The sequence below is a fragment of the Bacillus sp. 3G2 genome (genome assembly GCF_044324725.1).
In the GTDB taxonomy this organism is placed as follows: Bacteria; Bacillota; Bacilli; order Bacillales; family Bacillaceae_G; genus Bacillus_A; species Bacillus_A mobilis.
The window spans coordinates 3,181,400-3,207,942 of the sequence record NZ_CP172246.1; the positions used below are offsets into that span (position 1 = coordinate 3,181,400).

General features: G+C 35.1%; 30 protein-coding genes and 4 pseudogenes. 9 read left to right on the forward strand and 25 right to left on the reverse strand.

Going from position 1 to position 26,543, the window contains the following annotated elements; all coding sequences use genetic code 11:
- The first annotated feature begins 224 nt into the window (after positions 1 to 224).
- Both ACHZK0_RS16320 and ACHZK0_RS16325 read left to right on the forward strand, forming a co-directional pair.
- Complete coding sequence (locus tag ACHZK0_RS16320) at positions 225 to 1,235, forward strand: aldo/keto reductase (protein WP_262741791.1); 1,011 nt, start codon at positions 225 to 227, stop codon at positions 1,233 to 1,235.
- Positions 1,236 to 1,314: 79 nt separating this feature from the next.
- Entirely contained in the window at positions 1,315 to 1,731 is a 417-nt protein-coding gene (locus ACHZK0_RS16325; RefSeq protein WP_262741792.1) for an SRPBCC family protein, read from the forward strand.
- Positions 1,732 to 1,950: 219 nt separating this feature from the next.
- Here the strand turns inward: ACHZK0_RS16325 and ACHZK0_RS16330 are convergent, their stop codons facing one another.
- Genes ACHZK0_RS16330 through ACHZK0_RS16340 form a run of 3 tightly spaced genes read right to left on the reverse strand, consistent with a single transcriptional unit; the run spans position 1,951 to position 4,228 of the window.
- Positions 1,951 to 2,775 (reverse strand): hypothetical protein, encoded by an 825-nt coding sequence (locus tag ACHZK0_RS16330; protein WP_262741793.1) that lies wholly within the window; start codon positions 2,773 to 2,775, stop codon positions 1,951 to 1,953.
- A gap of 27 nt (positions 2,776 to 2,802) precedes the next feature.
- A complete protein-coding gene (locus ACHZK0_RS16335) occupies positions 2,803 to 3,360 on the reverse strand; it encodes a DUF7010 family protein (protein WP_270343538.1) in 558 nt (185 codons plus the stop codon).
- A gap of 28 nt (positions 3,361 to 3,388) precedes the next feature.
- Entirely contained in the window at positions 3,389 to 4,228 is an 840-nt protein-coding gene (locus tag ACHZK0_RS16340) for an aminoglycoside phosphotransferase family protein (protein ID WP_262741795.1), read from the reverse strand.
- 175 nt (positions 4,229 to 4,403) lie between these two features.
- On the opposite strand from ACHZK0_RS16340, the gene ACHZK0_RS16345 reads away from it, so the two are divergent.
- The gene (locus ACHZK0_RS16345; RefSeq protein WP_088097127.1) at positions 4,404 to 4,613 is read left to right on the forward strand and encodes a hypothetical protein; all 210 of its coding nucleotides are present in this window, start codon (positions 4,404 to 4,406) and stop codon (positions 4,611 to 4,613) included.
- A 110-nt stretch (positions 4,614 to 4,723) separates the two neighbouring features.
- Here ACHZK0_RS16345 and ACHZK0_RS16350 read toward each other — a convergent pair.
- The 7 genes and pseudogenes from ACHZK0_RS16350 to ACHZK0_RS16380 form a co-directional block, all read right to left on the reverse strand.
- Positions 4,724 to 5,044: pseudogene (locus ACHZK0_RS16350) on the reverse strand (PhzF family phenazine biosynthesis protein); the annotation flags it as partial.
- 11 nt (positions 5,045 to 5,055) lie between these two features.
- Positions 5,056 to 5,832, reverse strand: coding sequence for a GNAT family N-acetyltransferase (locus ACHZK0_RS16355; RefSeq protein ID WP_395761730.1), 777 nt, complete (start codon positions 5,830 to 5,832; stop codon positions 5,056 to 5,058).
- 7 nt (positions 5,833 to 5,839) lie between these two features.
- Positions 5,840 to 6,082 (reverse strand): annotated as a pseudogene (locus tag ACHZK0_RS16360) (short-chain dehydrogenase); the annotation flags it as partial.
- The gene (locus ACHZK0_RS16365; RefSeq protein WP_270607012.1) at positions 6,079 to 6,642 is read right to left on the reverse strand and encodes a GNAT family N-acetyltransferase; all 564 of its coding nucleotides are present in this window, start codon (positions 6,640 to 6,642) and stop codon (positions 6,079 to 6,081) included. The pseudogene ACHZK0_RS16360 and the gene ACHZK0_RS16365, both read right to left, overlap by 4 nt.
- Positions 6,643 to 6,824: 182 nt before the next feature.
- Positions 6,825 to 7,373 (reverse strand): annotated as a pseudogene (locus ACHZK0_RS16370) (GNAT family N-acetyltransferase).
- Positions 7,374 to 7,538: 165 nt separating this feature from the next.
- Complete coding sequence (locus ACHZK0_RS16375; protein WP_395760686.1) at positions 7,539 to 9,038, reverse strand: class I adenylate-forming enzyme family protein; 1,500 nt, start codon at positions 9,036 to 9,038, stop codon at positions 7,539 to 7,541.
- Positions 9,039 to 9,171: 133 nt separating this feature from the next.
- Positions 9,172 to 9,705 (reverse strand): NAD(P)H-dependent oxidoreductase, encoded by a 534-nt coding sequence (locus ACHZK0_RS16380; RefSeq protein WP_262741825.1) that lies wholly within the window; start codon positions 9,703 to 9,705, stop codon positions 9,172 to 9,174.
- Positions 9,706 to 9,829: 124 nt separating this feature from the next.
- Between ACHZK0_RS16380 and ACHZK0_RS16385 the strand changes: the two genes are divergently transcribed.
- On the forward strand, positions 9,830 to 10,153 hold the full coding sequence (locus ACHZK0_RS16385) for a winged helix-turn-helix transcriptional regulator (protein WP_001072996.1): 324 nt from the start codon (positions 9,830 to 9,832) through the stop codon (positions 10,151 to 10,153).
- Between the two features lie 249 nt (positions 10,154 to 10,402).
- Here ACHZK0_RS16385 and ACHZK0_RS16390 read toward each other — a convergent pair whose 3' ends face one another.
- The 5 genes and pseudogenes from ACHZK0_RS16390 to ACHZK0_RS16410 all read right to left on the reverse strand — a co-directional run bounded on the left by ACHZK0_RS16390 (position 10,403) and on the right by ACHZK0_RS16410 (position 14,484).
- Entirely contained in the window at positions 10,403 to 10,669 is a 267-nt protein-coding gene (locus ACHZK0_RS16390) for an ArsR/SmtB family transcription factor (RefSeq protein ID WP_071736354.1), read from the reverse strand.
- A gap of 175 nt (positions 10,670 to 10,844) precedes the next feature.
- Positions 10,845 to 12,215: an anti-sigma factor domain-containing protein gene (locus ACHZK0_RS16395; protein ID WP_395761731.1), complete on the reverse strand. Its 1,371-nt coding sequence runs from the start codon at positions 12,213 to 12,215 to the stop codon at positions 10,845 to 10,847.
- On the reverse strand, positions 12,208 to 12,930 hold the full coding sequence (gene sigI / locus ACHZK0_RS16400) for an RNA polymerase sigma factor SigI (RefSeq protein ID WP_061680273.1): 723 nt from the start codon (positions 12,928 to 12,930) through the stop codon (positions 12,208 to 12,210). Before sigI ends, ACHZK0_RS16395 begins: the two co-directional genes overlap by 8 nt.
- A 492-nt stretch (positions 12,931 to 13,422) precedes the next feature.
- A pseudogene (locus ACHZK0_RS16405) lies at positions 13,423 to 13,518 on the reverse strand (glycosyltransferase family 2 protein); the annotation flags it as partial.
- Between the two features lie 312 nt (positions 13,519 to 13,830).
- On the reverse strand, positions 13,831 to 14,484 hold the full coding sequence (locus ACHZK0_RS16410; protein ID WP_395760687.1) for a CPBP family intramembrane glutamic endopeptidase: 654 nt from the start codon (positions 14,482 to 14,484) through the stop codon (positions 13,831 to 13,833).
- A 613-nt stretch (positions 14,485 to 15,097) separates the two neighbouring features.
- On the opposite strand from ACHZK0_RS16410, the gene ACHZK0_RS16415 reads away from it, so the two are divergent.
- Positions 15,098 to 15,688: a TetR/AcrR family transcriptional regulator gene (locus tag ACHZK0_RS16415; RefSeq protein ID WP_395760688.1), complete on the forward strand. Its 591-nt coding sequence runs from the start codon at positions 15,098 to 15,100 to the stop codon at positions 15,686 to 15,688.
- 254 nt (positions 15,689 to 15,942) lie between these two features.
- On the opposite strand, the gene ACHZK0_RS16420 is transcribed toward ACHZK0_RS16415, so the two are convergent.
- The 3 genes from ACHZK0_RS16420 to ACHZK0_RS16430 all read right to left on the reverse strand — a co-directional run bounded on the left by ACHZK0_RS16420 (position 15,943) and on the right by ACHZK0_RS16430 (position 17,544).
- Positions 15,943 to 16,575, reverse strand: a complete 633-nt coding sequence (locus ACHZK0_RS16420) for a LysE family translocator (RefSeq protein ID WP_262741803.1) — start codon at positions 16,573 to 16,575, stop codon at positions 15,943 to 15,945.
- An 85-nt stretch (positions 16,576 to 16,660) separates the two neighbouring features.
- Complete coding sequence (locus ACHZK0_RS16425; RefSeq protein WP_395760689.1) at positions 16,661 to 16,918, reverse strand: DUF3963 domain-containing protein; 258 nt, start codon at positions 16,916 to 16,918, stop codon at positions 16,661 to 16,663.
- 146 nt (positions 16,919 to 17,064) lie between these two features.
- Positions 17,065 to 17,544 (reverse strand): GyrI-like domain-containing protein, encoded by a 480-nt coding sequence (locus tag ACHZK0_RS16430; RefSeq protein WP_000801029.1) that lies wholly within the window; start codon positions 17,542 to 17,544, stop codon positions 17,065 to 17,067.
- 110 nt (positions 17,545 to 17,654) lie between these two features.
- On the opposite strand from ACHZK0_RS16430, the gene ACHZK0_RS16435 reads away from it, so the two are divergent.
- Positions 17,655 to 18,617, forward strand: coding sequence for a helix-turn-helix transcriptional regulator (locus tag ACHZK0_RS16435; protein ID WP_395760690.1), 963 nt, complete (start codon positions 17,655 to 17,657; stop codon positions 18,615 to 18,617).
- A gap of 149 nt (positions 18,618 to 18,766) precedes the next feature.
- On the opposite strand, the gene ACHZK0_RS16440 is transcribed toward ACHZK0_RS16435, so the two are convergent.
- The 5 genes from ACHZK0_RS16440 to hcp all read right to left on the reverse strand — a co-directional run bounded on the left by ACHZK0_RS16440 (position 18,767) and on the right by hcp (position 22,881).
- Positions 18,767 to 19,516 (reverse strand): ABC transporter permease, encoded by a 750-nt coding sequence (locus ACHZK0_RS16440; RefSeq protein ID WP_395760691.1) that lies wholly within the window; start codon positions 19,514 to 19,516, stop codon positions 18,767 to 18,769.
- On the reverse strand, positions 19,517 to 20,278 hold the full coding sequence (locus tag ACHZK0_RS16445; protein WP_395760692.1) for an ABC transporter ATP-binding protein: 762 nt from the start codon (positions 20,276 to 20,278) through the stop codon (positions 19,517 to 19,519).
- A 154-nt stretch (positions 20,279 to 20,432) separates the two neighbouring features.
- On the reverse strand, positions 20,433 to 20,774 hold the full coding sequence (locus ACHZK0_RS16450) for a DUF1048 domain-containing protein (protein ID WP_000891990.1): 342 nt from the start codon (positions 20,772 to 20,774) through the stop codon (positions 20,433 to 20,435).
- Between the two features lie 75 nt (positions 20,775 to 20,849).
- A complete protein-coding gene (locus tag ACHZK0_RS16455) occupies positions 20,850 to 21,170 on the reverse strand; it encodes a PadR family transcriptional regulator (RefSeq protein WP_395760693.1) in 321 nt (106 codons plus the stop codon).
- A gap of 424 nt (positions 21,171 to 21,594) precedes the next feature.
- Positions 21,595 to 22,881 carry a hydroxylamine reductase gene (hcp, locus tag ACHZK0_RS16460; protein WP_395760694.1) on the reverse strand — a complete coding sequence of 429 codons (1,287 nt, stop codon included), beginning with the start codon at positions 22,879 to 22,881 and terminating at the stop codon, positions 21,595 to 21,597.
- Positions 22,882 to 23,154: 273 nt separating this feature from the next.
- Between hcp and ACHZK0_RS16465 the strand changes: the two genes are divergently transcribed.
- Positions 23,155 to 24,186, forward strand: a complete 1,032-nt coding sequence (locus tag ACHZK0_RS16465; protein ID WP_262741810.1) for an MFS transporter — start codon at positions 23,155 to 23,157, stop codon at positions 24,184 to 24,186.
- A 440-nt stretch (positions 24,187 to 24,626) separates the two neighbouring features.
- Here ACHZK0_RS16465 and bla2 read toward each other — a convergent pair whose 3' ends face one another.
- Positions 24,627 to 25,400 (reverse strand): BcII family subclass B1 metallo-beta-lactamase, encoded by a 774-nt coding sequence (gene bla2 / locus ACHZK0_RS16470; protein WP_262741811.1) that lies wholly within the window; start codon positions 25,398 to 25,400, stop codon positions 24,627 to 24,629.
- A 195-nt stretch (positions 25,401 to 25,595) separates the two neighbouring features.
- Here bla2 and ACHZK0_RS16475 point away from each other — a divergent pair, with 195 nt between their 5' ends.
- A complete protein-coding gene (locus ACHZK0_RS16475) occupies positions 25,596 to 25,886 on the forward strand; it encodes a DUF3784 domain-containing protein (RefSeq protein ID WP_262741814.1) in 291 nt (96 codons plus the stop codon).
- Positions 25,887 to 25,915: 29 nt separating this feature from the next.
- Here the strand turns inward: ACHZK0_RS16475 and ACHZK0_RS16480 are convergent, their stop codons facing one another.
- Complete coding sequence (locus tag ACHZK0_RS16480; protein WP_088029435.1) at positions 25,916 to 26,197, reverse strand: hypothetical protein; 282 nt, start codon at positions 26,195 to 26,197, stop codon at positions 25,916 to 25,918.
- Positions 26,198 to 26,330: 133 nt separating this feature from the next.
- On the opposite strand from ACHZK0_RS16480, the gene ACHZK0_RS16485 reads away from it, so the two are divergent.
- On the forward strand, positions 26,331 to 26,525 hold the full coding sequence (locus tag ACHZK0_RS16485; RefSeq protein WP_262741815.1) for a hypothetical protein: 195 nt from the start codon (positions 26,331 to 26,333) through the stop codon (positions 26,523 to 26,525).
- Positions 26,526 to 26,543: the final 18 nt, after the last annotated feature.

Sequence of the window (26,543 nt, forward strand, 5' to 3'; positions counted from 1 at the left end):
AAGTACGTACTTTTCATTATGTAAAATACATTTCATAATAGCATTTGTAAGAGTTGAGTGAGTCATGCAGTGTTAGAAATTACCCCTGTTACCTTTTAGTGCTAACTTACTTTTTTAACTGTTTATATACTTTCATCATGCCTTTTGTCAGACGAGGCAATGACATATATTGATTTTCACAATCATTAATTAATTTTCAAATACATTTTAGGAGGATATCTATAATGAGTAAATTACTAAAAGAAAAAATCGGTTTTGGTACAGCACCACTAGGAAATATGTACCGTAATATCCCAGAAGAAGAAGCAATCGCTACAGTGGATGCTGCTTGGGAGAATGGCGTTCGTTACTTTGATACAGCTCCCCTTTATGGATCTGGCTTAGCGGAGATTCGTCTTGGCGAAGCACTATCAAAAAGAAATCGTGATGATTACTTTTTGAGCACAAAAGTAGGTCGAACGATTTCAGATGAACTAGAAGATCCATCTGCACGTGATTTAGGTGAAAAAGGTGGACTGTTCGAATTTGGTCGTAAAAATAAAATGATCAATGATTATAGCGCAGATGCAACACTTCGTTCTATCGAGCAAAGTTTGAAACGTTTAAAAACAGATCGTCTAGACTTTGTTTTCATTCATGATTTAGCACAAGACTTTTATGGTGATGAGTGGATTTCACAATTTGAAACAGCTCGAACAGGAGCATTCCGTGCGCTAACACGTTTACGTGAAGAAGGAGTTATTAAGGGCTGGGGGCTTGGAGTAAACAAAGTAGAATCAATTGAACTTATGCTTGATTTAGAAGAAGCGAAGCCAAATATATCCTTACTAGCTGGTCGTTATTCATTACTAGACCACGAGCGTGCATTGCAACGAGTAATGCCTGCAGCTGTTAAGCATAATATGGATATTGTTGTTGGTGGCCCATATAGCTCAGGTATTCTTGCTGGAGGTGCTCACTTCGAATATCAAAAAGCATCACCAGAAATTATTGCAAAAGTTGAGAAAATCCAAACTCTTGCAGATCGTCATGAAATTAGCATCAAAGCTGCTGCATTACAATTTTCACTAGCGAATCCAGCAGTTGCTGCTGTTGTTCCTGGTGCAAGTAAACCGGAACGAATTGTAGAAGATCAAAACGCCTTAAACACAGTAATTCCAGCGGCATTCTGGGAAGAAATGCGCGAACAAAAACTAGTAGCACCTAATGCACCACTACCTATCAACGTAAAATAATTTGAAACCTTAATCAGTGGGGTCATCCCCCACTGATTATTTGCTCGCAAATATCGAGATAAAAAGGAGCGTAATGAACATGGCACATACTACTACATCTATGGAAATTTTCGGTTCACCTGAACAAGTATGGCAATTAATCGGAGGTTTCAACTCCCTTCCAGACTGGTTACCGTATATACCTAGCAGTAAATTAACTGAAGGCGGTCGCGTACGTCATCTAGCTAATCCAGATGGTGATACAATTATAGAACGCTTAGAAGTATTCAATGAGAAAGAACGCTACTACACGTATTCAATTATGAATTCACCATTCCCAGTCACTAATTATCTATCTACAATCCAGGTGAAAGAAGGCACTGAAAGTAACACATCGTTAGTAGAGTGGTCTGGTACATTCACTCCTGTTGAGGTTAGTGATGAAGAGGCAATAAATCTGTTTCATAGCATCTACAGCGATGGACTGAAAGCATTGCAACAAGCATTTCTAGACTGACTACTAAAAACAATGAAAAGCAAAGTGATATCGCTTTGCTTTTTTCTATCTGCTCTTTTTGGGTGCATGAAATTATATCGACGATTTTTCAAATATATCGATCACAACTTGAAATATATCAAGGATTTTTCATTATATCCACTTACCGACGAACAACGACATTTCAATACTATAAAAACAGCAAAGCATCCAGTGCTTTGCTGTTTATCAAATTACTTTTTACGTATGAAATAACTTACCTTCTACCGCCTTAATATATCTTTCAGCAGAACGTTCCACTGCCTCATTTGCATTCTCTTTTACTACGCGATGAAAAGCGTTGTATAACCGATTAAACTGTAACGGCTTCACTCGATTCACCATTTCTTCCACTTTTCTCGCTGGTAATGGAATTAAATTTGGATAGCTATACATAAAGCTCACCCACCGCTCATCCGCTACAACTTGAATAATATCACCTGTTAACAAAATTCCTTTCCCATCATTACCTTCTTCCCAATGTAAGACAGAACCACCTTTAAAATGCCCTCCTAAACGATGAATGACCAATCCATCAGCTAATTGTAAAGACTCACCAGACCAATAAATAATACGACTACTCGGGCGCATCACCCACTCTTTATCATCTTCGTGTATATAAATTGGTACATCAAATGTCTCTGCCCATTCTACTTGCGTTGAATAATAATGAGGATGAGACAATGCAATCGCATCTAATCCGCCAAGCTCTTTTATTTTCGCAATTGTCGTTTCATCCAAATAAGTAATGCAGTCCCATAGTAATCGATATGATTCTGTTGTCACTACAAATGCCGTTTGACCGATCGCAAACCCTGGTTTTGTCGTAATACTATAAAGCCCATTTTCTTCTTCAATTATTTCATTTTTATATGTATCACTTATTTGCAAGTTTTCTAAAGTCGTCCAAGACTGCCCTTTCGGATTAACATATTGCCTTTCTTCATCACAAATATGACAACTCACCGGTTCCTCTACACTCGCCGCATACTGTACGCCGCACGTTGTACAAACGAAATTTTTCATAATAATTCCCCCGTCCCTATATTTTTATTAAGCTGATTTTTGTTGATAGTGATCTAATTTTTTATTTTCAATTACTAAACCTATTAGAGTCAGTAAGTAGACAGCTGTAACTGACAATGGAATTACAGTAAATCCATTGTCTGCAAAAAGAAACCCGCAAACTGACGTTACGAACACAGTCCCTACTGACAATACACCATAACTTTTACTCTCATAAATCCATACGTACGGTACAAAATGAACACCTATTAACATCGCTACTACAAAAGGTAACCATTCCGGAAATTGAAAATAGGCAAGTAATACAAACGGAATATTTAATACATTTATCCCACCAATTATTCCAGCTAAAGTCCCTAACGGATTTCCTTTCGCAAACATATCAATTTTCAATATAGCAGCTATCATTAAACCGAAAGGAAATACACATCCCATACCGATTAAATATACCCACACCACTTGTTTTTCAGAAAGAACAAAGCCCGTTATACTCATAACTATCCAGAATAAAACGCCGGCTAATATAATCGGTAAGCCTCTCTTCGTTTTGATTGCTAACTCCTTTTTCGCTTCTGCAACATTCATCTCACCATCTCCCCCAAAAATATTTGTGCTATAAAGCCAGATCAATTTCATCCATCCAATAACGCCAAGCTGCTAAATAATCTTCTAAATCTGTCGGATGGTGTCTTACACATGTATCTATACGCAAATATAATCCTATGACTATTTCTTCATATAAATCACGGTTTTTTCTGTGAAATACACACTGTTTCATCGCATAATTAATCGTTTCTTTTGTTAAATCTTCCGGAGTTGAACAAAACGCGTAAATTAAATCGTATATAGGACCTCCTAACACTGGTAAAGGATCAATTACACCATGCAGTTTATTCTCTTGAAATATAAAATTATGGAATCCAAGATCACCATGTAATAAAAACGGCTGATTTATTCCAGCGTCCCTATTTGCTAACTTAAGAACCGTTCTATACTCTTCTTCACTTATGTAACGTTTTACATTTTCATGAGCTTCCATCACATTTGTCGTTAAAAATTCATGCCAAGATTGAACCGGACTTTCTTTCCATCCCCAGCCATCTATACGTGAAACTATTTCATACTTATTAATAACTTCTTTTACAAGTGTACGAAGCGTACTTCGTTTATGCCCTTGTTCGCAAGAAGTACTACCTTCAAGAAAAGAATACACAATATACTTATGGAAAGGTTCCTTATACAAAAGCTTTGAAAACAACGTATTCCCCTCATAAAAAGAAAGAAAATTAGCTTCTTCCCGTATTACTTCCGCTTCATTCAGCTTTACAACATATTTTTCGTCCAACAAATATACAGTACTTGTCGTTCCCCCGTTTAGCACTTTTACGTTATTTGGATACTGTGAAATAACATTCTCCTTAACAAGTTGTGTAGCGATTATTGAGATTTCCATTCTCTCACCCTTTAATTCCGAAGATTCCTTCAATTAAAAAGACAACTTTACTATTCTTTGACAAACAAATAGGAAACACCTTCTAAAATCATAATATAACAAAAATTCATTTACTTTTATATTTCAAAAATAGGGAAATACTAACAACAACGTTACATACATATAGGAGGTCACTATGAAACCTGAATTTTTAAAAGCTGTACATGATGCCATCGGAAATGTCGAACATATTCATATAGAAGAAAGTGGTGCAGACAGTTTAATTATTCATCATGATGATGCCCAGCAATTAAAACAAGTTGCTGAAACGTTAGAAAATAATAATTTCCGCTCCGCTTTAAGAACAACTGGAGATGCTTCGTATATTGAAGTATTGAACAGATAAAGAAAGTCCGGATGTATGCCGGGCTTTCTTTTTTATCCCGCTATTCGCCGGGCAGTAAGACCCTCACCTCAAAATTCAGCGGAAGCAGAGAAGTTAGGTGAGGAATTAACTACCCGTAAAATCCCGGCCTTCGTTTCAATCGTAAGGTTATTTTTCTCTTCTAATAAACCTCTTTCACGCAAGGCAAATATTGTTCTAACTGTCCCATGACCACATAAATCCATTTCAAAACCAGATGTAAAGTAGCACATTCTTATATCCGCTACTTCTGAAGAAAGAACGAAAGACGTTTCGTTAAATCCAACTTTTTCAGCAATACGTTGCATTTCCTCTTCCGTTAATCCATCGGCATCTACTACAATACCTGCTGGATTCCCCATATTTGGTTTATTCGTAAATGCGTCATAATGAAATACGTTTATAGTCTTCATTTTCTTTTCCCCTAACCTTCTTTAAAAATTTTATAATAAAGCTCTATCTCCGTTTTCAACGAACAATTATTTCTCCAAAATATCCTCTGCATCTTTTCATTTGAAGTATGTGTGCCTCCGATGTAATAAGTAGCCCCCATTTCCTTTAACATATGCAACGATTGAAGATGCATATGGGAAGCAATTCCTTTCCCGCGACAATAAGGCATTACCCCAAAATAAAATAACCGTCCTTCACTTTCTGTTCCAATTTCTATATGCGGTATGGACATACCAATTGGCTCATTTTTATCATAAAAAACAATACATGACTTTTCCCAGCCCTTACCTAACTCTGTTTGCACTGAATAAAAATGATCATCGATAGTTAAAATTGAAGTTTGATTCCCTGAACCCGACATACATTGTTCCCAAATATGTTTAAATTCTTTTTCCGATAACGTTCCTTCTGCTATTGATCGATATGTATATTGTCTTTCAAGCTCTTCTACATTGTTCAATTCTCTACATACTTCTATCTTTGCGGCATACAAAGAAAAACCAGAATCAAGTAACACTTTTGCACTTGAGTTATAACTACTAAACCTCTTATTTAATACAATACTCGCTCTTTTTAACTCCCAATTAAAACAAATTTCTTCAAATCTACTTATCTTTTCTTTATAGGTTTGTACGTTATAAAGGGCATCTTCTTCTATCTCTTCAATCGTTACTGCATTTGGTAAACCATTTAATACTTTTTTCGAAGGACCAAATAAACTTTGAACAACTGTAAGATCGTACTTCACCACTTTAATTCCCCCACACCCGGCTCAATAACTCTGTATATTCCTTAAGCTGGTTCTTAATTTGCCCCGTACTCTCATCAATCGATAAGTCTGCCAATATAGGAAAACATCTACAACTAAACATTTGCTTCAATTGCGTAACTGCAACCTCAGTTCTAACTAACGGATAAACGATATGCCCATTTTCATGAAATACTTTTACTAACTGTAACCCTAATCCACGATTTCCACCTGTAATTAGAACTCTCATATTTCCATCTCCTTATTTTTAAAATAAATAAGAAAATCCATCCATTTATCCTTCTCTAAAGAAAATGCCTCTCTCTTGCATTCAAAAGAAAAACCTGCTCGTTCCGCAAGACGAATGGATGGCTCATTATCAACATGTATATGTAATTCAATTCTATGAAAATGAAGACTATTAAAAAATAACGATAACGCAGCTTTCACACTTTCAATACCATATCCATTTTTCCAGTATTGATTATGTATGGAATACCCCATCATCGCCCATTGATAATCTATACGTAAAATTTTTATTAGCTCTAGCTTTCCAATATTAGCCCCGTCTTCTTTACGAAAAATACCTAATACATACATCTCATCTCGATGTGCTGCTTCATCAAACCCTCTTATCCATTCCGTGAACCATTCTTTTGTTGAAGACGACATGTCATGATAACCATCATCGTATTTATATTGAGATCGCAGCCTCTTATTAAATCCATCTAACCAACTTTCATAATCATCTTTTTGGAACGGACGGATCATAAGTCTCTCTGTTTCTACTTCTAATAATGGTAACTTCATTTACCTCTCATCCCCGGATTATTAATTGAATATTCTTTATTATCTTACACAAAATACAAAATCCAGTAAATTATTATGTTTTTGATAAACAAAACTCTGTTAAACTACAATGCCGATTTTTAAGACATACAAAAAGGAAACCCCGTTCTGGAGGGTTTCCTTTTGCCATCACACTACCAATGTTATCTATGATTTAAAACGGTATATTCTGTCTTTAATATTCCATAAACATCAACATCTTCATATGTATTTAATAAAAATCTATTCTGTCTTAATGTGCCTTCTTTACGTAAGCCCGACTTCTCTAACACCTTAATCGAGGATCTGTTTCTGGAAATAGCAGATGCCCAAATTTTGTTTAGACCTAATTCAATAAAACCAAAATGAATCATTCTATTTACAGCCTCGGTTGCAAAACCCTTTCCCCAATAATTTTTACCAATCCAATAACCAAGTTCACCTCTATTGTTACCCTTGTCAATTCTTAGTGTAATTGTACCTACAATTTCTCTTGATTCTTTAGAAATGATTCCTAAAGGATATTCGATTCCTTGCCTTATAAGTTCTGGTTGCATATCAACCCAATCTTGCGCGAACTCCAATTTATATGGGTGTGGAAGCCCAAGAATATTGGCTAATTCCTTGTCATTAGCTAATTCTTTAATTCTACATACATCATCATTGGTAAAAGGTTATATACATAAATGCTCAGATTCTAATTTTATAGCCACATTTTCTCCCCCTTGTACTGAAATTAATTAACTTCCTTTATTTTCAATATTACACTAAAATAAACAAAAAGTTTCAAATATTAACAATATACACTAACAGAATCATAAACAAAAAATCCAGTTATGCTTTGTACATAACTGGATTCCTCATCATCTAATCACTTTTTATTTTACAAGTGCATCTTCTCTTAATTCCCTCTTCAATACTTTCCCTAAAGCATTTTTCGGTAATTCTTCCATAAATACAACTTCTGGTATTTTATAACTTGCTAGTTTTTCTTTACAGTGCTGTATAATTTCTTCTTCCGTTAAAGGCGTTTGCATATCTTTTACAATGTACGCTGTCGGAATCTCTCCCCAAAAGTCATCTGGAACTCCAACTACTGCAACTTCTAAAACACCATGTAGTTCATGAATGACATCTTCTACTTGATCTGGATATACGTTATCACCACCACGTATGATAACGTCTTTATATCTTCCCATAATATGCAGGAATCCGTCGTCATCTATCATGCCAGCATCGCCCATGTTAAACCAATTATCTTTTACTACCTTCTTTGTTGCCTTTTCATTATTCCAATACCCTTTAAACATGTATGGACTTCTTACATGAATCTCTCCGACTTCATTTGTTGTTAGTTCATCACCTGTTTCTGGATGGACAATTTTTAACTCTACATGTTTCAATGTTTTCCCTACAGAAGACATCTTTTCTTTTCCCATCATTGAATGCCATGAAGTTACAACCCAACCTTCTGTACTCCCATAGCCTTGCACCATATAAATTCCTTTTTCCATATATTTTTGAATAAGTGTTTCTGGCACTTTTGTACCACCGCTTTGTGCTACTTTAAAAGTTGAAATGTTTCGTTCCTTTTTATTTAGCTCATCAAGCATGTAGCTATAAACAGCTGGGAACGCAAGCATCGTCGTAATCTTCTCTTCTTCAATCTTATCCCAAATAAGAGTAGGATTCGAATCAGCTAAGAAGATCATCGTAACACCATGATAAATACAATTTAAAATAGACAGCACGCCACTCATATGAAATAAAGGATGCACGGATAAAAAGCGTTCACCTGCAGGAAATTCTCTTTGGCCCGCAATTTCAGTAAAATAATGATGTAAGTTTTTATGTCCAATTACACATGCTTTTGCCTGTCCAGTCGTTCCTGAAGTAAATAAGTAAATCGCATCATCATCTTCATGAACTTCTACGTTCGGTTCTGTCATTGGCTGTTCTTGTAATGTTAATTCAAATGAACCAAAGCCTTCTTCTGTCGTTTTAATTACATAAGGAATTTCTTTTACAGCATCAATCTTTAAAACTTCATGAAATTCTTCATCAATAACTAACACTTTTAGTTTTGCTTCGTTTACAATCGTTTCTAATTCATAAGCAGTAAGCTGATGATTTAGTGGAATACATACAGCTCCAATTTTTAAACTTGCCATCATAACGCTTGGAAACGGATGATTATTTTTGCATAGTATTCCAATACGATCCCCTCTTTGTACACCATTCTGTAACAAATAGTGTGCAAGCTGATTTACTCGTTCATTATACTGTTGAAACGAATACCTTTTCTCTCCGCCTACAAGCGCTTCCAAATTTGGTGACTGCATTGCTCTTTTTTGTAATAATTTTTGTATCGTTCTCAAGTAAAACTCCCCTTTATATATGTTAGGTTTTTTATTTTACCAGATTAACTATTAATTTACTAAAGATTACACTTAGTGAATATAAAAACAATAAAAATAGCCATCTACTTAACAAGTAAATGGCTATTCCCTTTTATATATTAGAATACTGTTTATTCATCACATATCGTACATACTCAGGCGCACTTTTATTAATCTCTTCATCACTTAATTTATATTCAGCACCGTATAAATAAAACGAAGGTATAAATTTCATATCTGTATATAGGCACGTAGCTTGAAATGGTTTCGTCAACTCATCCATCGTAATTCCGCTATTTTCATAGTCTTTTTCTAATCCACCTATAGAAATAGCTAAACCAAATTCTTTCCCCTTCACCTTATCTCCTTTTGATCCGTAAGCAAATCCATATGTTAATACATCGTCAAACCATTTTTTCAATAATGGTGGTGAGCTATACCAGTAAAGCGGAAATTGAAATATATATCGGTCATGTTCTACTAATAGCTTTTGCTCTTCTTCCACATTAAACTCCCAATTCGGTGCTACTTTATATAATTCATGCACCGTAATTTCATCCGAATGTTTCTCAAGTTCTTCTATCCATCTTTTATTAATTTTTGATTTTTCAATATCAGGGTGTGCTACAATTACAAGTGTTCTCATCATTTCCCATCCCCTTTTCAAATTATTCAATCCTTTACGTATTAGTATGAGTGAGTCACATATAATTGAAAAGTACGTACTTTAAAGTGCTATAGGAACCTTAAAGTACCTTTGGAGGTGTTATATGAATCAAAATGAAGACTGCCCAATTGCAACGACACTTGATGTTATCGGTGGAAAATGGAAAGTTCATATTTTATGTGTTTTGATGGATGGAAAAATGCGAACAAATGAAATCCGGCGAGAAATCCCAAACATTACGCAAAAAGTTCTGACACAACAACTTCGGCAACTTGAAGCTGACGGGATTATCCATCGTACTGTATATCAAGAAGTACCACCAAAGGTTGAATACACAATAAGCGAGTACGGAAAATCTTTAATGCAAATTATGGATGAACTATGTGAATGGGGAAAAGATCATCAAATCAAAAGATTGCATGACTAAAAAAACGTACCCATTTCTTTACAGACTAGTGGGAACGGCACATCACTATCAAGCTAACAAAAAGACCTTAATAAGAAAACTTTCATTTTTACAGTCCATTTTAAATTTAGCTTGATAGTGATACGGCAAGACCCAAATAATGAAATACATTAGACAAATAGAAAAAACAACAACAACAAATACGACTAACGTTACTAAGAAAATTATAGTTACTGTAGTACTTTCTTTTGAAGTCTAAACAGTCACCCTTTAAGCCAAGCTTAATAAAATCGCTTTTGTACGATTATCCGTTACTTCATAATAAATTTCTAACCCTTTCCGAGTACCTGTAACGACTTTAGTAGCTTTTAGTTTTGATAAATGTTGACTAATTGTGCTTTGAGGCATTTGTAACATTTCATACATTGTCGTTACGTTAATAGGACCTTTTGCAAGCATTATTTTTACTAATGATAAACGGACCGGATGCGCCAACACCTTTAATACTTCAGTGATTTCTTCATACATTTCTTTCATATTTTTTCTCCCCTTTTATATAACTTTTAATGATATCCATATATATAATTCGAAAGGATATACGATTTTATGTCCGTCATTTTAAAAAAATATTAAAAAGTCCTTTCAGACGGAGGGAATCTTCCCTATTCTATAGATTTTTCTTTCACTCGATATTATGTAATAGGGATCTTCCTTACTGAGACCCTCTACCGTTATTTTCTTGCTGGTGCCCATTATTCCCTTGCGAGTCTCTTCCGTTGTTGTCTTGACCATTTCCATTATTCCCTTGCGGCCCTCTTCCGTTGTTCCCTTGACCATTTCCATTATTCCCTTGTGATTCTCTTCCGTTGTTTCCTTGACCATTTCCGTTATTCCCTTGCGAGTCTCTTCCGTTGTTCCCTTGACCATTTCCGTTATTCCCTTGTGAGCCTCTTCCGTTGTTCCCTTGACCATTTCCGTTATTCCCTTGCGATTCTCTTCCGTTGTTCCCTTGACCATTTCCGTTATTCCCTTGTGATTCTCTTCCGTTGTTTCCTTGACCATTTCCATTATTCCCTTGTGAGCCTCTTCCATTGTTCTCTTGCTGGTGCTCATTATTTCCTTGCGAGCCTCTTCCGTTGTTCCCTTGCTGATTCCCATTATTCCCTTGCTGGTGCCCATTATTTCCTTGCGAGCCTCTTCCGTTATTCTCTTGCTGGTGCCCATTATTTCCTTGCGAGCCTCTTCCATTGTTCTCTTGCTGATTCTCATTATTTTCTTTTATCTGCTTCGGTTGTTGTTCCTTATATTGCTTTTGTTCTATATACTCTCTCTTCTCGTTGCTTTCTTCTTTTACAGGAGGTGCGTCCGATGATGCATCAGAAGATGACTTTTGCTTTTCTTGATTAGACGGCGGTACAGGTGGCGTAAGCGATTTTTTCTTCTCATTCTCTTGTTTTATATAAACGCCCGTTCCAACTCCTGCTTTCTTGGCATCCTCCCGCATTTGCAACGTACTGCTTTGATATTCAACTGTAATATGTTTTATCTCATACTCTTTCTTTAATTCTTGCAAAGCTTTTTCCAACTGTGGTTCTAGCGATTTGTCCTTTGCAACAGCTGTTAGCATAACTTTCTTATCATTTGTTAAGTACTTATCCTCTTGACTCTGCTTTATAATCGTACGTATTACATCTTGCAGATGCTCATTTTCCCATCCTTTCATTTCTTTTAAAATACGCCTTCCGTCATCATTACAAGCTCGTAAATCTATAACACGAAGATCCTCCGTTACGCTTGCCTCTAAACTTGGATTTATATCAACTGAGACATAAGCAAACACTTTTTCTTCTGGCTGATTGTAGAAAAACAGCAATACGCATAGAAAACCAGCAACAATGACTGTTGCAGGCTTTAAGAAACGTGGTATTGAAAAACGCGGAGCTCTTTGTTCTTGTTTGTTAAACGAGATTTCCTCTCCTATCATGTATGGGTGCGCTTTTCTTTTAAACGTAATAAACTCTCCATTTGGAGTTAAAACAACTACGTTTTGCTTTTTTATATCCATCACAATTCCTTTATTCATCATGCTTTTCCCCTCTTATGTAATCAAGAATATATGTATAGTTGTTTGCAAAAATAATACACATTGCAATAATGTATTTTCTATGTCGTTCCAACGTTTTACGACTTACCCTAACACGTGGTTCAATATCTTTTAAGGGTAATTTTTTCTTTCGGAACAGCTCTTCCATCATTTCCTCTTCTTTTATAATAATCTTCACAATTTCTATTAGGTGCTCACGCGTATCACGATGCTTAGGAGATTCTTTAGCAAGCTCTGAAAATGTGATTTTAAACTCAGCTAGCACACTTTGAAAATGAAGAATTTCCTCCTTACGGTTACTGTTTTCCATCTCTTTCATATACTCCGTGAGCGATACTTGCATTTCTAACATTTCCTCTTGCTCATCTTCTTTTAAAAAGACAAAGTTATGTTTAGACTCCTTACGTATATAGTCAATTACATCTCTTTTTATAAGAAGATCAGCAAACGCTAAAAAAGATTTTCCTTTTTTATATGAATACTGTTCAATTGCTTCGTTAAACGCAAAAAGTCCAATACTATATTCATCATCCTGTTCTGTAATATATCGGCGACAGACAGACGATATTGATTTTCTAATAAAAGGCTGATACTGTACGATAAATGCTTCCTTATCTCCTCCGTTGTTTTGTATATCACATACGATATCTTCTATTTTCGGTTTTCTTAGGATCTTCATTACTAAACTCAACACTAGTAATCTCCCAGCCTCCTTCAAATAGCAAAAAGGTCACTAAACAAGTGACCATTCAACCACATTTTGTTAGTACTTTTCTTGAGGTTTGTCCTCTTGCTGTTACTTATATTTTTCGCGACTAACTTTTTTCACCGTTTTCCTAATGATTGCTCTTTTCTCTCGGCACTATAGTTAAGCCTATATTTTAATGTGCTTTCTTATTTTCTTCCGCTTGTTTTGCTTGCTCCTTTTCTATTTTATCTGCAATACTTGAATAACTCTTCTCTATGTTATTGGTAATTTCATCCTTTTATTTCGGATGCCCACTTAATCTAGTAATTTTATTAACACTTCAATATTCTTTCATCATCATTTTTCTTCTATTAATTTTCTTCACTAATATATATTCGTAGGAATACAAAGTTTTATGGGGGTCAAAAAATATTTTTTATAAAAAATATTTATTTATTTCAAAAATAAAAACCATTGATTTGAAAAAGACTAATCAATGGTTTTCTTTTTATATGCCTCTGATGCCTTTGTAATTAAATCCAAACATTTTCTACTATACTTTTCTTCATTATGTGCAGGGATTGTAGCAGAAAATTACATATCTGTTATACATTACATATATCAATTTTTAATAAAAAAATTATCTAAAACAATATGAACATATTAATTTAAATGTATTAGGGCTCTTGCCACATCTCTATCAAGCTAACCAAATAAGAATTGAAGTTGTATGAGTTTAGATTGATAACGATGTGTTCGGTCTCTCTATAAAAAAACCACAGTTTACACCCAAACTGTGGTTTTTCGACGTACAAGGAATTACATAAATCATTAGTTGGCTGTCTAATGATTTATCAATATCTGTCTCTAGTTTTTTAACTCTGTAATTGATGCAAGGCTAATTGCTTACAGTATGAAACCAAGGCAATTGTTTAATATATGTATCGCCATGACATATGCAAGGGATCTTTTAGAAATAAGATAAGCCGCAGTAAGTATCACTGCACCAGGTAAATAAATAGCAATATCCGAAAGCTGGTTCGTATGAAGAAGTGTAAAAATTATAATCGAAATGATAGATGCAATAGCAGTACCAATATAATGTGAAAAACGATTTAATATTATATGACGAAATATAATTTCTTCAAGTATCGGACCTAGAATACCAAATACCAGCAATGTAAATATAAGAGGTATCTCCGCGCCCGTTTCAAAGAGCTGTTCTTGGTTCTCTGGCTGACCAGTTGCTAGAAAACGCATAACAATCTGTTCTACAATTACCGTAAATAAAACCACCATAGGAATACTTACTATTTTCAAAATTGTCTTCTCTTTAAAATAAGTAAAACTTTCAATAATTTCTTTCCTAAAGAATATTATTCCCACAATAGCAGGTACAGTCAAACCGATGGCACTAAGAGCAAATTCTGATTCAAATAAATTGATGTCAGTTAAAAGGGATATGCCAAATAATATGAACAAGCCAATTTGAAATGGTACAAACAGTGTATAAACTATTAGCATAATAAGTTCTTTTGTATTCATTTTAATAAAGTTCACTTTATTACCTCCATAATTAAATTACTTAGAATCTTTGAATTTTCTTTCTGCATAACGTACTCCTTCAAAATATACTCATATAAAATTTCGAACCGAACGGTCCGGTCCGAAAACTAATGATACTATAAGTTTCTATTTTTTTAAACCCTTTATAAATTATTAACAAAATCAAAACGGTAAAAAGAAAATAAATTTATATATCAGCTTCTTTTTTACAATCAAGTTCCAGTACTCATTCATTATTAACGATTAATCTTTTATAGTATGAAGTAATACGGCTTTTAACCGCAAGATATCCTAATGAAACGAAGTGAAAATGGGAGTAGTTCAAACATTTTAGCTAAACATATTAATTAAAATTATATATAATACTCATATGTCTATACGGTAAAATTAGTTGTATAATATGACTGAATTAACCAACTGGTTATAGTATTTTTGACAGAAAATTCATTCGAATGGTATAGACAATGCAGTTTGAGGTTTCAATTAGATAGGAATTGGTACGATATATTTTGCTCCAAACTTATTTATACTTACAAAAAATTAAGAAAATAGAGGATAATCATTACCTGGAATATTAAGCCCGTTTTTATTAGGAGGACTACAAAGCATGACTAAAGTTGATACAGTAAAAGAAAAGATTATTGAAACATCTTTATATTTATTTAATACTAATGGGATAACTCGCACATCCATTCAGGATATAATGACAGCTACTGAACTACCTAAAGGATCTATTTATCGTAGATTCAAAAATAAAGAAGAAATTGTCCTTGCTGCCTACGACAAAAGTGGTGAGATTATGTGGAGGCATTTTCATAAAGCAATGGAAAATAAAAAGACAGCAATTGATAAAATCCTTGCCATTTTCCTTGTATATCAAGATGCAGCTAATAATCCCCCTATTGCTGGAGGCTGTCCATTGCTTAATAGCGCAATTGAAAGTACTGGAGTATTTCCAGAATTACAAACAGCAGCAGCAAAAGGTTATGATGATACAGTAATGTTAATGGCTTCTCTCATAAAAGAAGGAATAGAGAAACATGAACTTAAAGAAGATATAGACATTAGATCGCTCGCTTCTTTTCTTGCATCTTCAATGGAGGGCGCTATTATGGCAAGTCGAGTATCGAACGATAATATACACCATCAGTATTTTATTGAACAAATAAAACATCATCTTTTCACTTATTCTAGATAAGTGAGAACTTGCATTGCTTTTATTCCATTTTTAATAGCATTAAATTGAATAAACCCCTCTCATAAAAAGTATTTTCTGTTTATGAGAAGGGTTTATTCGTATATTTATATAAAAACTGACTTATCGCTAGTAAGTAGGAATTTCATTTATCGTTGTATAGTCTTCACATACCTCTACTTTTTATCCTACCCTTAAAATAAACAATGACATTCCTTCCGTAACATTAAAAAAGATCTTCAAATTTTTAGATACTCCTACTGTCGACGTTCAAAAGCAAGACGTACAGCAAGACACGTTAATACACTTGCCATAAGCCAACGTTGTACTCGCAGCCACGTTGGGCGTGTGCCAAACCATGTAGCAATTTTACTTGCTGTAAACACAATTAGAAGGTTGACTATAAAACTAACAGTGATTTGCGTAAGGCCTAAAACTGCACCTTGTATAAGCAACGATCCCTTCTCAGGATCTTCAAATTGAGGTAACAGTGACACATACAAAATAGCAATCTTTGGATTGAGAAGATTAGTCATAAGCCCCATCAAAAATAATTTCCTTGGTGGCTCATTAGAAATAGTACGAGGTTCCATAATAGAAGTAGCACCCGGTTTTATCGAATTCCAGGCGAGCCAAAGCAAGTAAGCAGCACCTGCCCACTTGACTGCTTCGTAGACAGCGGGTACTGCAAGGAATAGAACTGTAAGTCCGAACATTGTTGCGATTATATAAATTACAAATCCGAGCATAATGCCCAAGAGAGAAATAAATCCCGCCATACGTCCTTGCGTAATGGAACGAGAGGTAAGATAAATCATATTAGGCCCAGGTGAACAAACCATGCTAAGTGAAACAATTGCAAATGCTAACAACGTACTAAAGCTGACCATGAATCTTCCCCCTTCATGTTACATAAAACTTTCTATTGTAAATCTTATCATGACTGAGGAAAGAAAAGATCAATTAAGTTAAGGTTTAAAAGTACCCTATCCACATTGACACTACAGCAACTACTAACAAAGCAAAACAAATTGTGATATTTCGAACCCACTTTTGTATATCCTCAAAATACCGCTCTATAAATAAAGCGTAAATATAAACCATAAGAAGTAGAACAATGAAAGTAAAAGAACCAAATTTATCGTTAAATTTCTCATTGGTATATGTACTTACATGAAGGAATAGAAAAACAAACGCTACTATGAATAGCTCAAATATCCGTCTTTTATTCAATCTGCCACCACCTTACATTAATTTCCTTTTATTCCATTTTATCAGAACATAATGTGTAGCAGTATATGAATATTATATTCATGTCAAAAAGGCTAACAATTCAAGATTGTTAGCCACTACTTTCCATATTCGTACCTTTTATCACTTTACTTCCTAACAACCGGAATCCACATTTCACCAAATACTAAGCCGTCTCTTTGCCCCATCTCAACTGTTGTATTTGGCCCACCAACATAAGCAAAATCTGTTGCTTCTCGTAAAGCTTGACCGAAGGCGATGCCAGTCAGCTTATTACTTAGCTCTTCAGCCGTTTTATCTTCCCCTTTCACTACTAAGTATTCTCCCTTCGGAAACTGGATCACTCTAGATTCTTCTTCTATTTGTGCTTCTGTCATGACACCAGCATAATACATCATCTTGTTATTCACTGCTTCGCTCACAGAAAAAATGTATTCGTTTGTAGCTAGAGCTTTTAAAGTGTCCAACCTTCCATCTTCTTTAACAGCTGACCAAAAGTCTTCCTTTTCTTTATTGATTCCAGCAAAGTCTGTATAGTCACTCTTAATTTCAGTTCCAATGCCTAACACAATAAAGCTATCTTTTTCTTCTATCGTATAATTTTTCATATTTGATACCTTCCTTTTTTTAAAATAAATCAAACGATTTATCTTTTCATCTGATGAGTTTATAATAACTTTAAATCATGTCAAAAAATGATACTGTTTAGGAGACTCCAATGAAAAAAGTTGAACGGATTAATACAATTATGCGGTATATCAACAATCGCTCTCACTTTACAATTACTGAAATCATACGAGAATTTAACATATCACGATCGACAGCTATTCGAGACATTAGAGAAATTGAAGCTATGGGCATGCCACTTGTCGCTGAAGTTGGAAGAACTGGTGGATATTTTGTCATGCATAATTCTATCCTGCCCGTTGTTCGCTTTACTGATAACGAAGTAAAAGCTCTTTTTATTGCCTTTATGGCTACAAGAAACCAACAACTGCCCTATTTAAAAAGTCGTCAATCTTTAGCCGAAAAACTATTAGGACTCATCTCTGAAACTCAGCAAGACGATCTTGTTCTTTTAAATCAACTTTTTCTTTTTGAAGGGACTAACCCACATAACCCTGATCTACTTGAGCTTTCTGACCTCCCCCATCCTATGTTAGAAAAACTCATCGAAATCCTTCTTTTGGATAGACATTTATTGATTACTGTCAAAGAAGAAGATGAAATCCAGTCTTATCCAATTTATCTATTACACCTTTATCAAGAAAAAAGCCATTGGATCATTGAAGGATTTGACTTAAAAGAAGAAAAGAAACTGCTGTTTCCTGTTGATGACCTTATCAATATCGAACCGTACACAACAAAAAAGAGGCTAAATAAGAAAAAAATTTTAGAAAAACTCAGTAAGAAAGACAAAATTATTAACCTGGTACTTGAACTTGGTCCGAAAGCAATTACCCAGTTCAAAAAATATCACCCTTTCAAAGTTTCAATATCTTACACAAATCCTTATCAATCTACAGCCATTTTAAAAACATTTATCGATGTTAACAATTCCGATGCAGTGAATGAAATAACAAATTGGCTACTTTTCCTAGGGAAAGATATTACAATCAGGGAAATGCCTGAAGAAGTATTAAACGATTTACAAGCGCGATTATGTTTATATTCCCCATAAGGATTGATCAGTTAAACCTCAAAATATTGAGTTTAATTCGTTACCAGTTGCCCATATTTTCTACCATGAATGTGCAACAAATAATAAAAGCACGGAAAACCTTCCCGTGCTTTTTCAAATATATATTATTTCGGTAGATTTCATTCACTTTACCCTAACTGACGTTTAAATGCTTTACTAGCGAAAAAGTAAGAGATGATCATGATGCCTATGCACCAAGCGAGTGCAATCCATATATCGTTGCCAACAGTCCCTTCATATAAAAGGGCACGAATCGCATTCACGATTGAAGTGACAGGCTGATTCTCTGCAAACGCACGAATAATTTTTGGCATCGTTTCGGTAGGGACGAAGGCCGAACTAATAAATGGAAGAAAAACGAGTGGGTAAGAGTATGCTGTCGCCCCTTCCATAGACTTCGCTGTCAGCCCTGGAATGATAGCTAGCCATGTTAGCGCTAACGTAAACATACCCAGTATTCCCGCTACCGCAAGCCAATCTAGCATATTAGCACTAGAACGAAAGCCCATTAAGAGCGCAACGAGAATAACCACCACGATAGTAAGTACATTAGCAACAAGAGAGGTTAAAACGTGAGCCCACAATATCGATGAGCGCTTAATAGGCATCGTAATGAAACGCGCCATCAGCCCACTCTTTACATCCGTAAATAATCGTACAGAAGTGTAAGCTACCCCGGATGCGATGGCCATTAGCAAAATACCCGGCAATAAATAATTAACGTAGTTATCCGTTCCTGTCTTTATTGCGCCGCCAAACACGTAGACAAATAATAGCATCATCATAATCGGTGTAATCGCTACAGTAATAATTGTATCCGGACTACGCATAATATTACGCATTAAGCGCCCTAGTAATACCCCTGTTTTGCTTTTCATTTACAACTCCCCCTTTTTACCGATAATCGCAAGGAAAATTTCTTCCAATGTCGGCTGCTTCTCGATATACTCCACTTTTGCTGGCGGGAACATCTCTTTCAGTTCAGTAAGAGTACCCGTCGTAATAATTTTTCCACCATGCAAAATAGCGATACGATCTGCTAGTTGTTCGGCTTCCTCTAAGTACTGCGTCGTGAGCAAGATAGTTGTGCCGCTGCCAGCAAGTTCCTTAACTGTATTCCACACTTCGATCCGCGCTTCCGGATCAAGTCCAGTCGTTGGTTCGTCAAGAAAAATAACTGCTGGTGCCCCGATCAAACTCATCGCGATATCAAGTCGGCGCTTCATCCCGCCTGAATACTGATCTGCTCTTTGGTTGGCCGCATCTGTCAGGCTAAATCTTGCAAGTAGATTGTCAGCAACTTGGGCAGGACTAGAAACACCACGTAACTTGGCAATCATTATCAAGTTTTCCCTCCCAGTAAGCATGCCGTCTAAAGCTGCGAACTGCCCTGTCAAACTGATGCTTTGCCGAACATGATCTGATTGACGCTGGACGTCAAAACCACAAATACTTACTTCACCATCATCTTGTTTCATTAACGTCGAAAGGATATTGACCGTTGTCGTCTTGCCCGCTCCATTTGAGCCTAGCAGCGCGAAAATTTCGCCACGCTGCACATCAAAATCCACGCCCTTTAAGACTTCTTTATCTTTAAAAGATTTTTTTATCCCTTTTACAGAAATCGCTGCATTACTCATACTTTTTCCCCCTTATAAAATAAATTACCTATACCCTCTATTTAGTATCACTGATAATCTGTATTACTTAGTAGTGGTTTAAAAATATAACTGAATAGCGATGGCGGCATTTCACATTGGTAACCAGCTAATCAGTCGGTATGACTTATTCCACTTATTTTTTTCTCAATTTCTTCATAATGCTTTCATTCAAATCTTCACGATACTTGGAGACGTACGTTTTCGCATTTGCCACAAGTTCATCAGCAAAAGATGCTACGTCCTCCCCAGTAATATCAAGCACTTGTCTGCCTTCCGCTGCACCAGCTTCAAACAAGTCGATTAATTCATACTGTATGTGCAGCATATCCATCCCATTACCCGCTGAGAAATTCCACATGTAGTTTTGAATTTTCTTAAACACAAACTGATAATCTTCCGGTAGTGCTCCAACACGTGCCATCATCATTTTGTACTCTTTTTTATCACCAATTAATTTTTTAAACATTTCCAACATCTTATTTTCCTCCTTTTTTATAAAGCAGAACAAGAGACTCTCCAATTATGTGCCGAAACATTTTATATTATGAGGCTAGTTTGACTTCAAGACGTTAATTTTTGAAGATAAAAAATCCCATTTTTCCCAAAACAATTCAAGCTCCTGACGACCATCCTCATTTAATGAGTAAAACTTACGAGGCGGTCCCATATCTGATGGTTTCTTTTCGATATTTACAAGCTTTTTCTTTTCTAATCGTACGAGGATAGTATAAACCGTCCCTTCTACAACTTCAGTAAATCCAAGATCATTCAGGTGGCGGGTAATCTCATATCCATATGTTTCACGGCGGCTAATGATTTCCAGTACACACCCTTCCAGTGAACCTTTCAGCATTTCAGTTAAATTCTCCATATCCTGATCCTCCTTTACCCCCTATTCTGTCTGACTTATATTCAGTATCACAGAGTACTAAGGCGAATTTTTACTGAATAGTTTTTGAGTGAAACCACACTATTCAGTATTACTTATTACAACTACATTGTATGACTGAGTAGCAATGAATGTCAACCATTTTTCAAAATTTTTCTAAAATCCGCTCTTACCTATTGTTTACTGAAAATATTTTGAGAAACAACGCTACTCAGTATCACCTATTACTTCTACATTGTATGACTGAGTAGTTGTAAATGTCAACTTGATTTTTATATTTTTCTAAAATCAACTATTACCTATCCCGCTAAGAAAAGAAAATACCCCAAAACAAATATTCTACATTTTTGTTTTGGGGCGCTATAGGTTAGCTCTTCTTCTCTTAATAAGACAGATCATCCTTTTGTTACGATAACATCATTTCCATATCTTCCGCTGCATTTGTAATCAATTTCAAACCGAATGTTTCTTGTAATACATCAAGCACGCCAGGTGAAATAAATTCAGGCGCCTTTGGACCGATGCGAATATCCTGGATACCAAGACTAAATAGCCCAAGTAAAATGGCAACCGCTTTTTGTTCAAACCATGATAGGACAATACTTACTGGTAATTCATTCACTTCACATTGGAAAGCATCTGCTAAAGCGGCCGCTATTTTCACTGTAGAAATTGAGTTATTGCATTGTCCTAAATCAATGTAACGCGGAATATCCGTACCAGGTACAACACCATAACTCACATCATTAAAGCGGAATTTCCCGCAAGAAGTCGTTAAAATAACTGTTTCTGGTGGAAGTGACGTTGCTAATTCACGATAATATTTTCCGCCTTTTCCTGGTGCATCACAACCTGCGATGACGAAGAATCGCTTAATCTTTCCTTCTTTTACGGCCTCAATAATTTCTGGAGCTAATGATAATACTGTATTATGATGGAATCCTGTTACTAACTGTTCATCCGACTCCATATGTACTTCTGGAAGTTCTAGCGCTTTTTCAATCAACGGCGTGAAGTCATCATTTTCAATTTTTTGTACACCCTCTAAACCGGCAATATCATATGAAAAGAATCGATCAGAATATGATCCTTTAATTGGCATCACACAGTTCGTTGTCGCTAATATGGCCCCTGTAAATTTTTCAAAAAGACGTCGTTGATCATACCATGCCTTACCGATGTTCCCTTTTAAATGTTTATATTTTTTCAGCTGCGGATAACCGTGTGCTGGCAACATTTCAGAATGCGTGTAAATATTAACTTCTTTTCCTTCTGTTTGTTTTAATAGCTCTTCTAATGCAAATAAATTATGACCAGTAACTACAATTGCTTTACCTTCTACATGGTTTTGTGTAATTTGAACAGGCTCTGGAACACCAAAATGATTCGTATGTGCCGCATCTAACAACTCCATCACTCGTAAAGCCGATTTCCCTACTTTCATAGCCATTTCAATATGTTCTTGTTCGTTAAAGTTAGAATTGGTTAATGTCATATACAATGCTTCTTGCGTCGTAGCATCTACAAATGCATCCGTATACCCTAGCTGTGCAGCATGTGTACGATAAGCAGCAATTCCTTTTAATCCAAACACAATCGTATCTTGTAAACTTGCAATTGTTTCATTCTTACCGCAAACACCTATCACTTTACATCCGCCTGTTGGCGTTTGTTCACATTGATAACAAAACATGATTATCCCACCCTCTCCCAATCATTCCTTACAAATCAAGCATAATACCCATTTGAAAAAAAGGATGTGATATCAATCACAATAACATATAAAAATTTGTGACAGTTCACATTGTTGACATAATATTTTTACTGTCTTCTGATATTCATACTTGCACATGATTTATTTGCATCATATATCGATGCACTTTTAAAGAATACAAATATCATATCCATCTAACATTTCACAAAATTTTCCTTACTGATGGTACAATTAAAGTTATGGAGGGATAATATGGTATATATGATGGTTTATTACGGAATACTGTTTCTTATACTCGGTATTGCAGTATTTCTGTTTATTATGGCTGGGTCACGAAAAATTAGGAATAAAAATCTTTCATTCGTATTGATCGGTTTAGGGATAAATATACTTGCAAGTCCAATGGCACTTTTTATAGGGGTGATGGCAACAGATTCACCGTATAGTACGAGACTAGATTTTTGGAAAGGTTTTTTCTTTATTCAAGGAATACCTCTTTGCTTACTACTAATAGCTTTCATTTGGTGGCTTATTCGCCCGCCAAAAGTAACGGTTCAAACGAGTATTGAAAAAGAACTTGAACAAAATAGTAAAAGCACTAAGAAAAAAGCCACACGGAGACGTCACATTACTGCCTTACGTATCGTAATTCCAATTATTTTAGTAGTAGGCTGTTTGTCTTACATTTTGTATTTACAGGACATTACACTTAAAAAAAGTCATTCTCCAAATAATAAAAATACGATTAAAGTAGTGAAACTAGATTCAGACTCTTCTCTTGGTCCCACTCCCGTCAGAATTAAATACGGCTTATGGGAACATTTTGACACAAGTATTGCAAATGACGGGGAACGTCTCGACTCCTCAGATGTCTCCATAGATTGGAAAAATGATTATGAGGCAACGATAACGCTACGAGAAAAAGAATCCGTACCTGAAGTTGTGGAATTTAACATATCAAATAAATCCAATGGTCCTGTTTTTAAGAAGGTACAAAAAGTGGTCAGTTCCTTTACCTTTCAAAAAAGTGAATCTCCAAATCTCATAAATATTATCGAGCTTAGAGAAACAATAAAATCAAAAGGGCCAAGTCCCAGCTCAACTGTAAGAATCTATTATGGGAAAAGAGGTAGCATTTTAGAAAAATATAAAGATGTCACTCTTAAGGAAATGTATACGACAGACAACTTCAATATCAATTGGAGAAACGATGAACAAGTACAGGTAGAAGTAATAGAGGAAAATGTAGTAACAACTAGCATCGTGATTGATGTGTCAAAGTAAGTTTTTTTCACATGTTATAACTGTTTTCTACCTGGCACTTGAGAGATACATAGTATTTACAAACAAAAAGATTTATAAACATGATGAGCCCCCTTTTTCTTTACAATACATTTACACTATCTTTACAATGTTTACATTATTTATATGATATATTTATATAGAATCTACTTAAGAAATTTCATGCACATTGTAATCTCTTATCTAATTAACAAGAGATTATGTTTATATTTTTATACCAGGGGTGAATGAGAATGACTGAAACTTTAAAAACACTTATAATGCTTGATGCTACTTACGTTGTTATAGCAATTATGACGGTACTGGTATTTGTATACTTGGAATTAAAATCTCAATAACGTATGCAGGCTTCGCATTTAAATATAGCTAGAAGAAAGCGAGGAGAAAATTGTTTCTCCTCGCTTTTATATTCCCATAATTTTTTATTTCAATAAATCCAATGTATGTAAAAGTAATCCTCTGTCCCCTACTTCCCCATGACCAGGCACTACTGCATTTATATTTCCATATCGCTTCAGCACATTCTCAATCGATGTAGACCATTCATTTACATAAGCATCAGCGACGTTTCCTAAATCTTTAGCGGACGCTGATTTCACTAAACAGCCTCCATCTAAAATATTGTATTGCGGTAACCATACGACAATATTATCTTCTGTATGTCCTTTCCCTGGATAGAACGTTTCTACTTTCATATTTCCAAACTTCAAATTCGTAATGCTCCGTAAGTCTCCAAGTGGTTCTTCATATCCATCTTTCTTTGCTAATTCTGCAGTCAATGCTGTACTATGCGCTTTAATGCCTCTTTCTTTCAATGTTTTTATTCCACCAATTCGATCAGCGTGCGCATGTGTAATAATGACATCCGTTACGCGCTTCTTAAATTTCTTTTCTACCATCTCTATTAATTCCTTCGTTAACTTATCATCCCAAGAAGAATCGACAAGTACTAACCCTTTAGAAGCAATAAGAACTAGACCGTTCGAAGGGACTGCTTCTCCGTTAAAATAACCTAACTCAGTATGAATCCATACATTTTTGTTTAACTGCGAAATTGAAATAGTTCCTGTCTCATTTTTTATTACTTTTTGCTCTAGATTTTGTTCCGCTTGTACAGAAGAAATTGTACTACCAAATTGAGTTAATCCTAATAAACTTACACATACCCCTACTTTTAATAACGTACTCTTTTTCATTCTCTCCACCCTTTCTTTCAAACAAAATAGTTATTACCTATATTAGACAATTCATCTCAAATGTTTGTTCCATCTTTTCTTACATATTTTTCATAACATTATTAAAAAGCGCACAAATTTTGTACGCTTTAATTTTGTTAAATTATAACATCCATACTATAATTTATTTACAGCCCTTTAACGGAGGTGTTTTCAATGACTCTCTTCGCTTCCCCATCATTATTCATACTAGCAATCATTTCATTTGCACTAGCCTATTTCATCGGAGTAAAGCAATACACTTGGCTCTTATCAGGATTCAACGAACGCCGTGTATTAGATAAAATGAAGTTATCAAAAATAGTGGGTCTTTATAATTTAACTGCTGGTGCTATTGCCACAATTGGCAGTGTCTTCACTACTCCTAATGCAAAAATCTTATTTCCTATCATTATAATTGGCCACGTTATAATCGCTGCCTATGTAAATACACGTATGGTACAGTGAAAAAAGATCACCCAAATGGATGATCTTTTTTATAATTTATCAACATATTGCTTCGCTTCTACTAAGGAAAAACCAAAAGCCTCTCTTACTCTCTTAACTGCTGTAACTGTTTTTCCTTCTTCCATAAGCTGACGCAACTCTTTATTAATTTCAGGTTCTCTATCTATAATTCCCATTTCTTTCGTAATTAGCTGTAATCTATCTTCCATCCTCTTTAAACGTGCATCCGTTTTCTTTTCAATTCTATTTAATTTTTCAGCAATATAAATAAACCCAAAGACCGCTATCGGTATGATCATCCAAAATTCCATGACTATTCCTCCTCATTAGCTTTCATTTGTTTTATTTCACTAACTTATGTAAATTTTACCACAGGAAACATTTAATGTATAATAGTAATATACAACACTGTTGATAAAACCTTTTATTTTAGGGAGACACATTATGAAAAGATTTTTTAAGACGTTACTACAATTTGTAGTTCTTTCATTTGCACTACATTTATTATTTGATATCGTTGGCTGGCTTGTTTTCAATGCGCCAATTCAAAACAAACAAAATATTATTTCCTTACTAACAGCCTCATGGTTAATGTACATGTACCGAGATAAATTTTTTAAAGCATTCACTTCGAATTAACTAAAAAACTTCATCGAT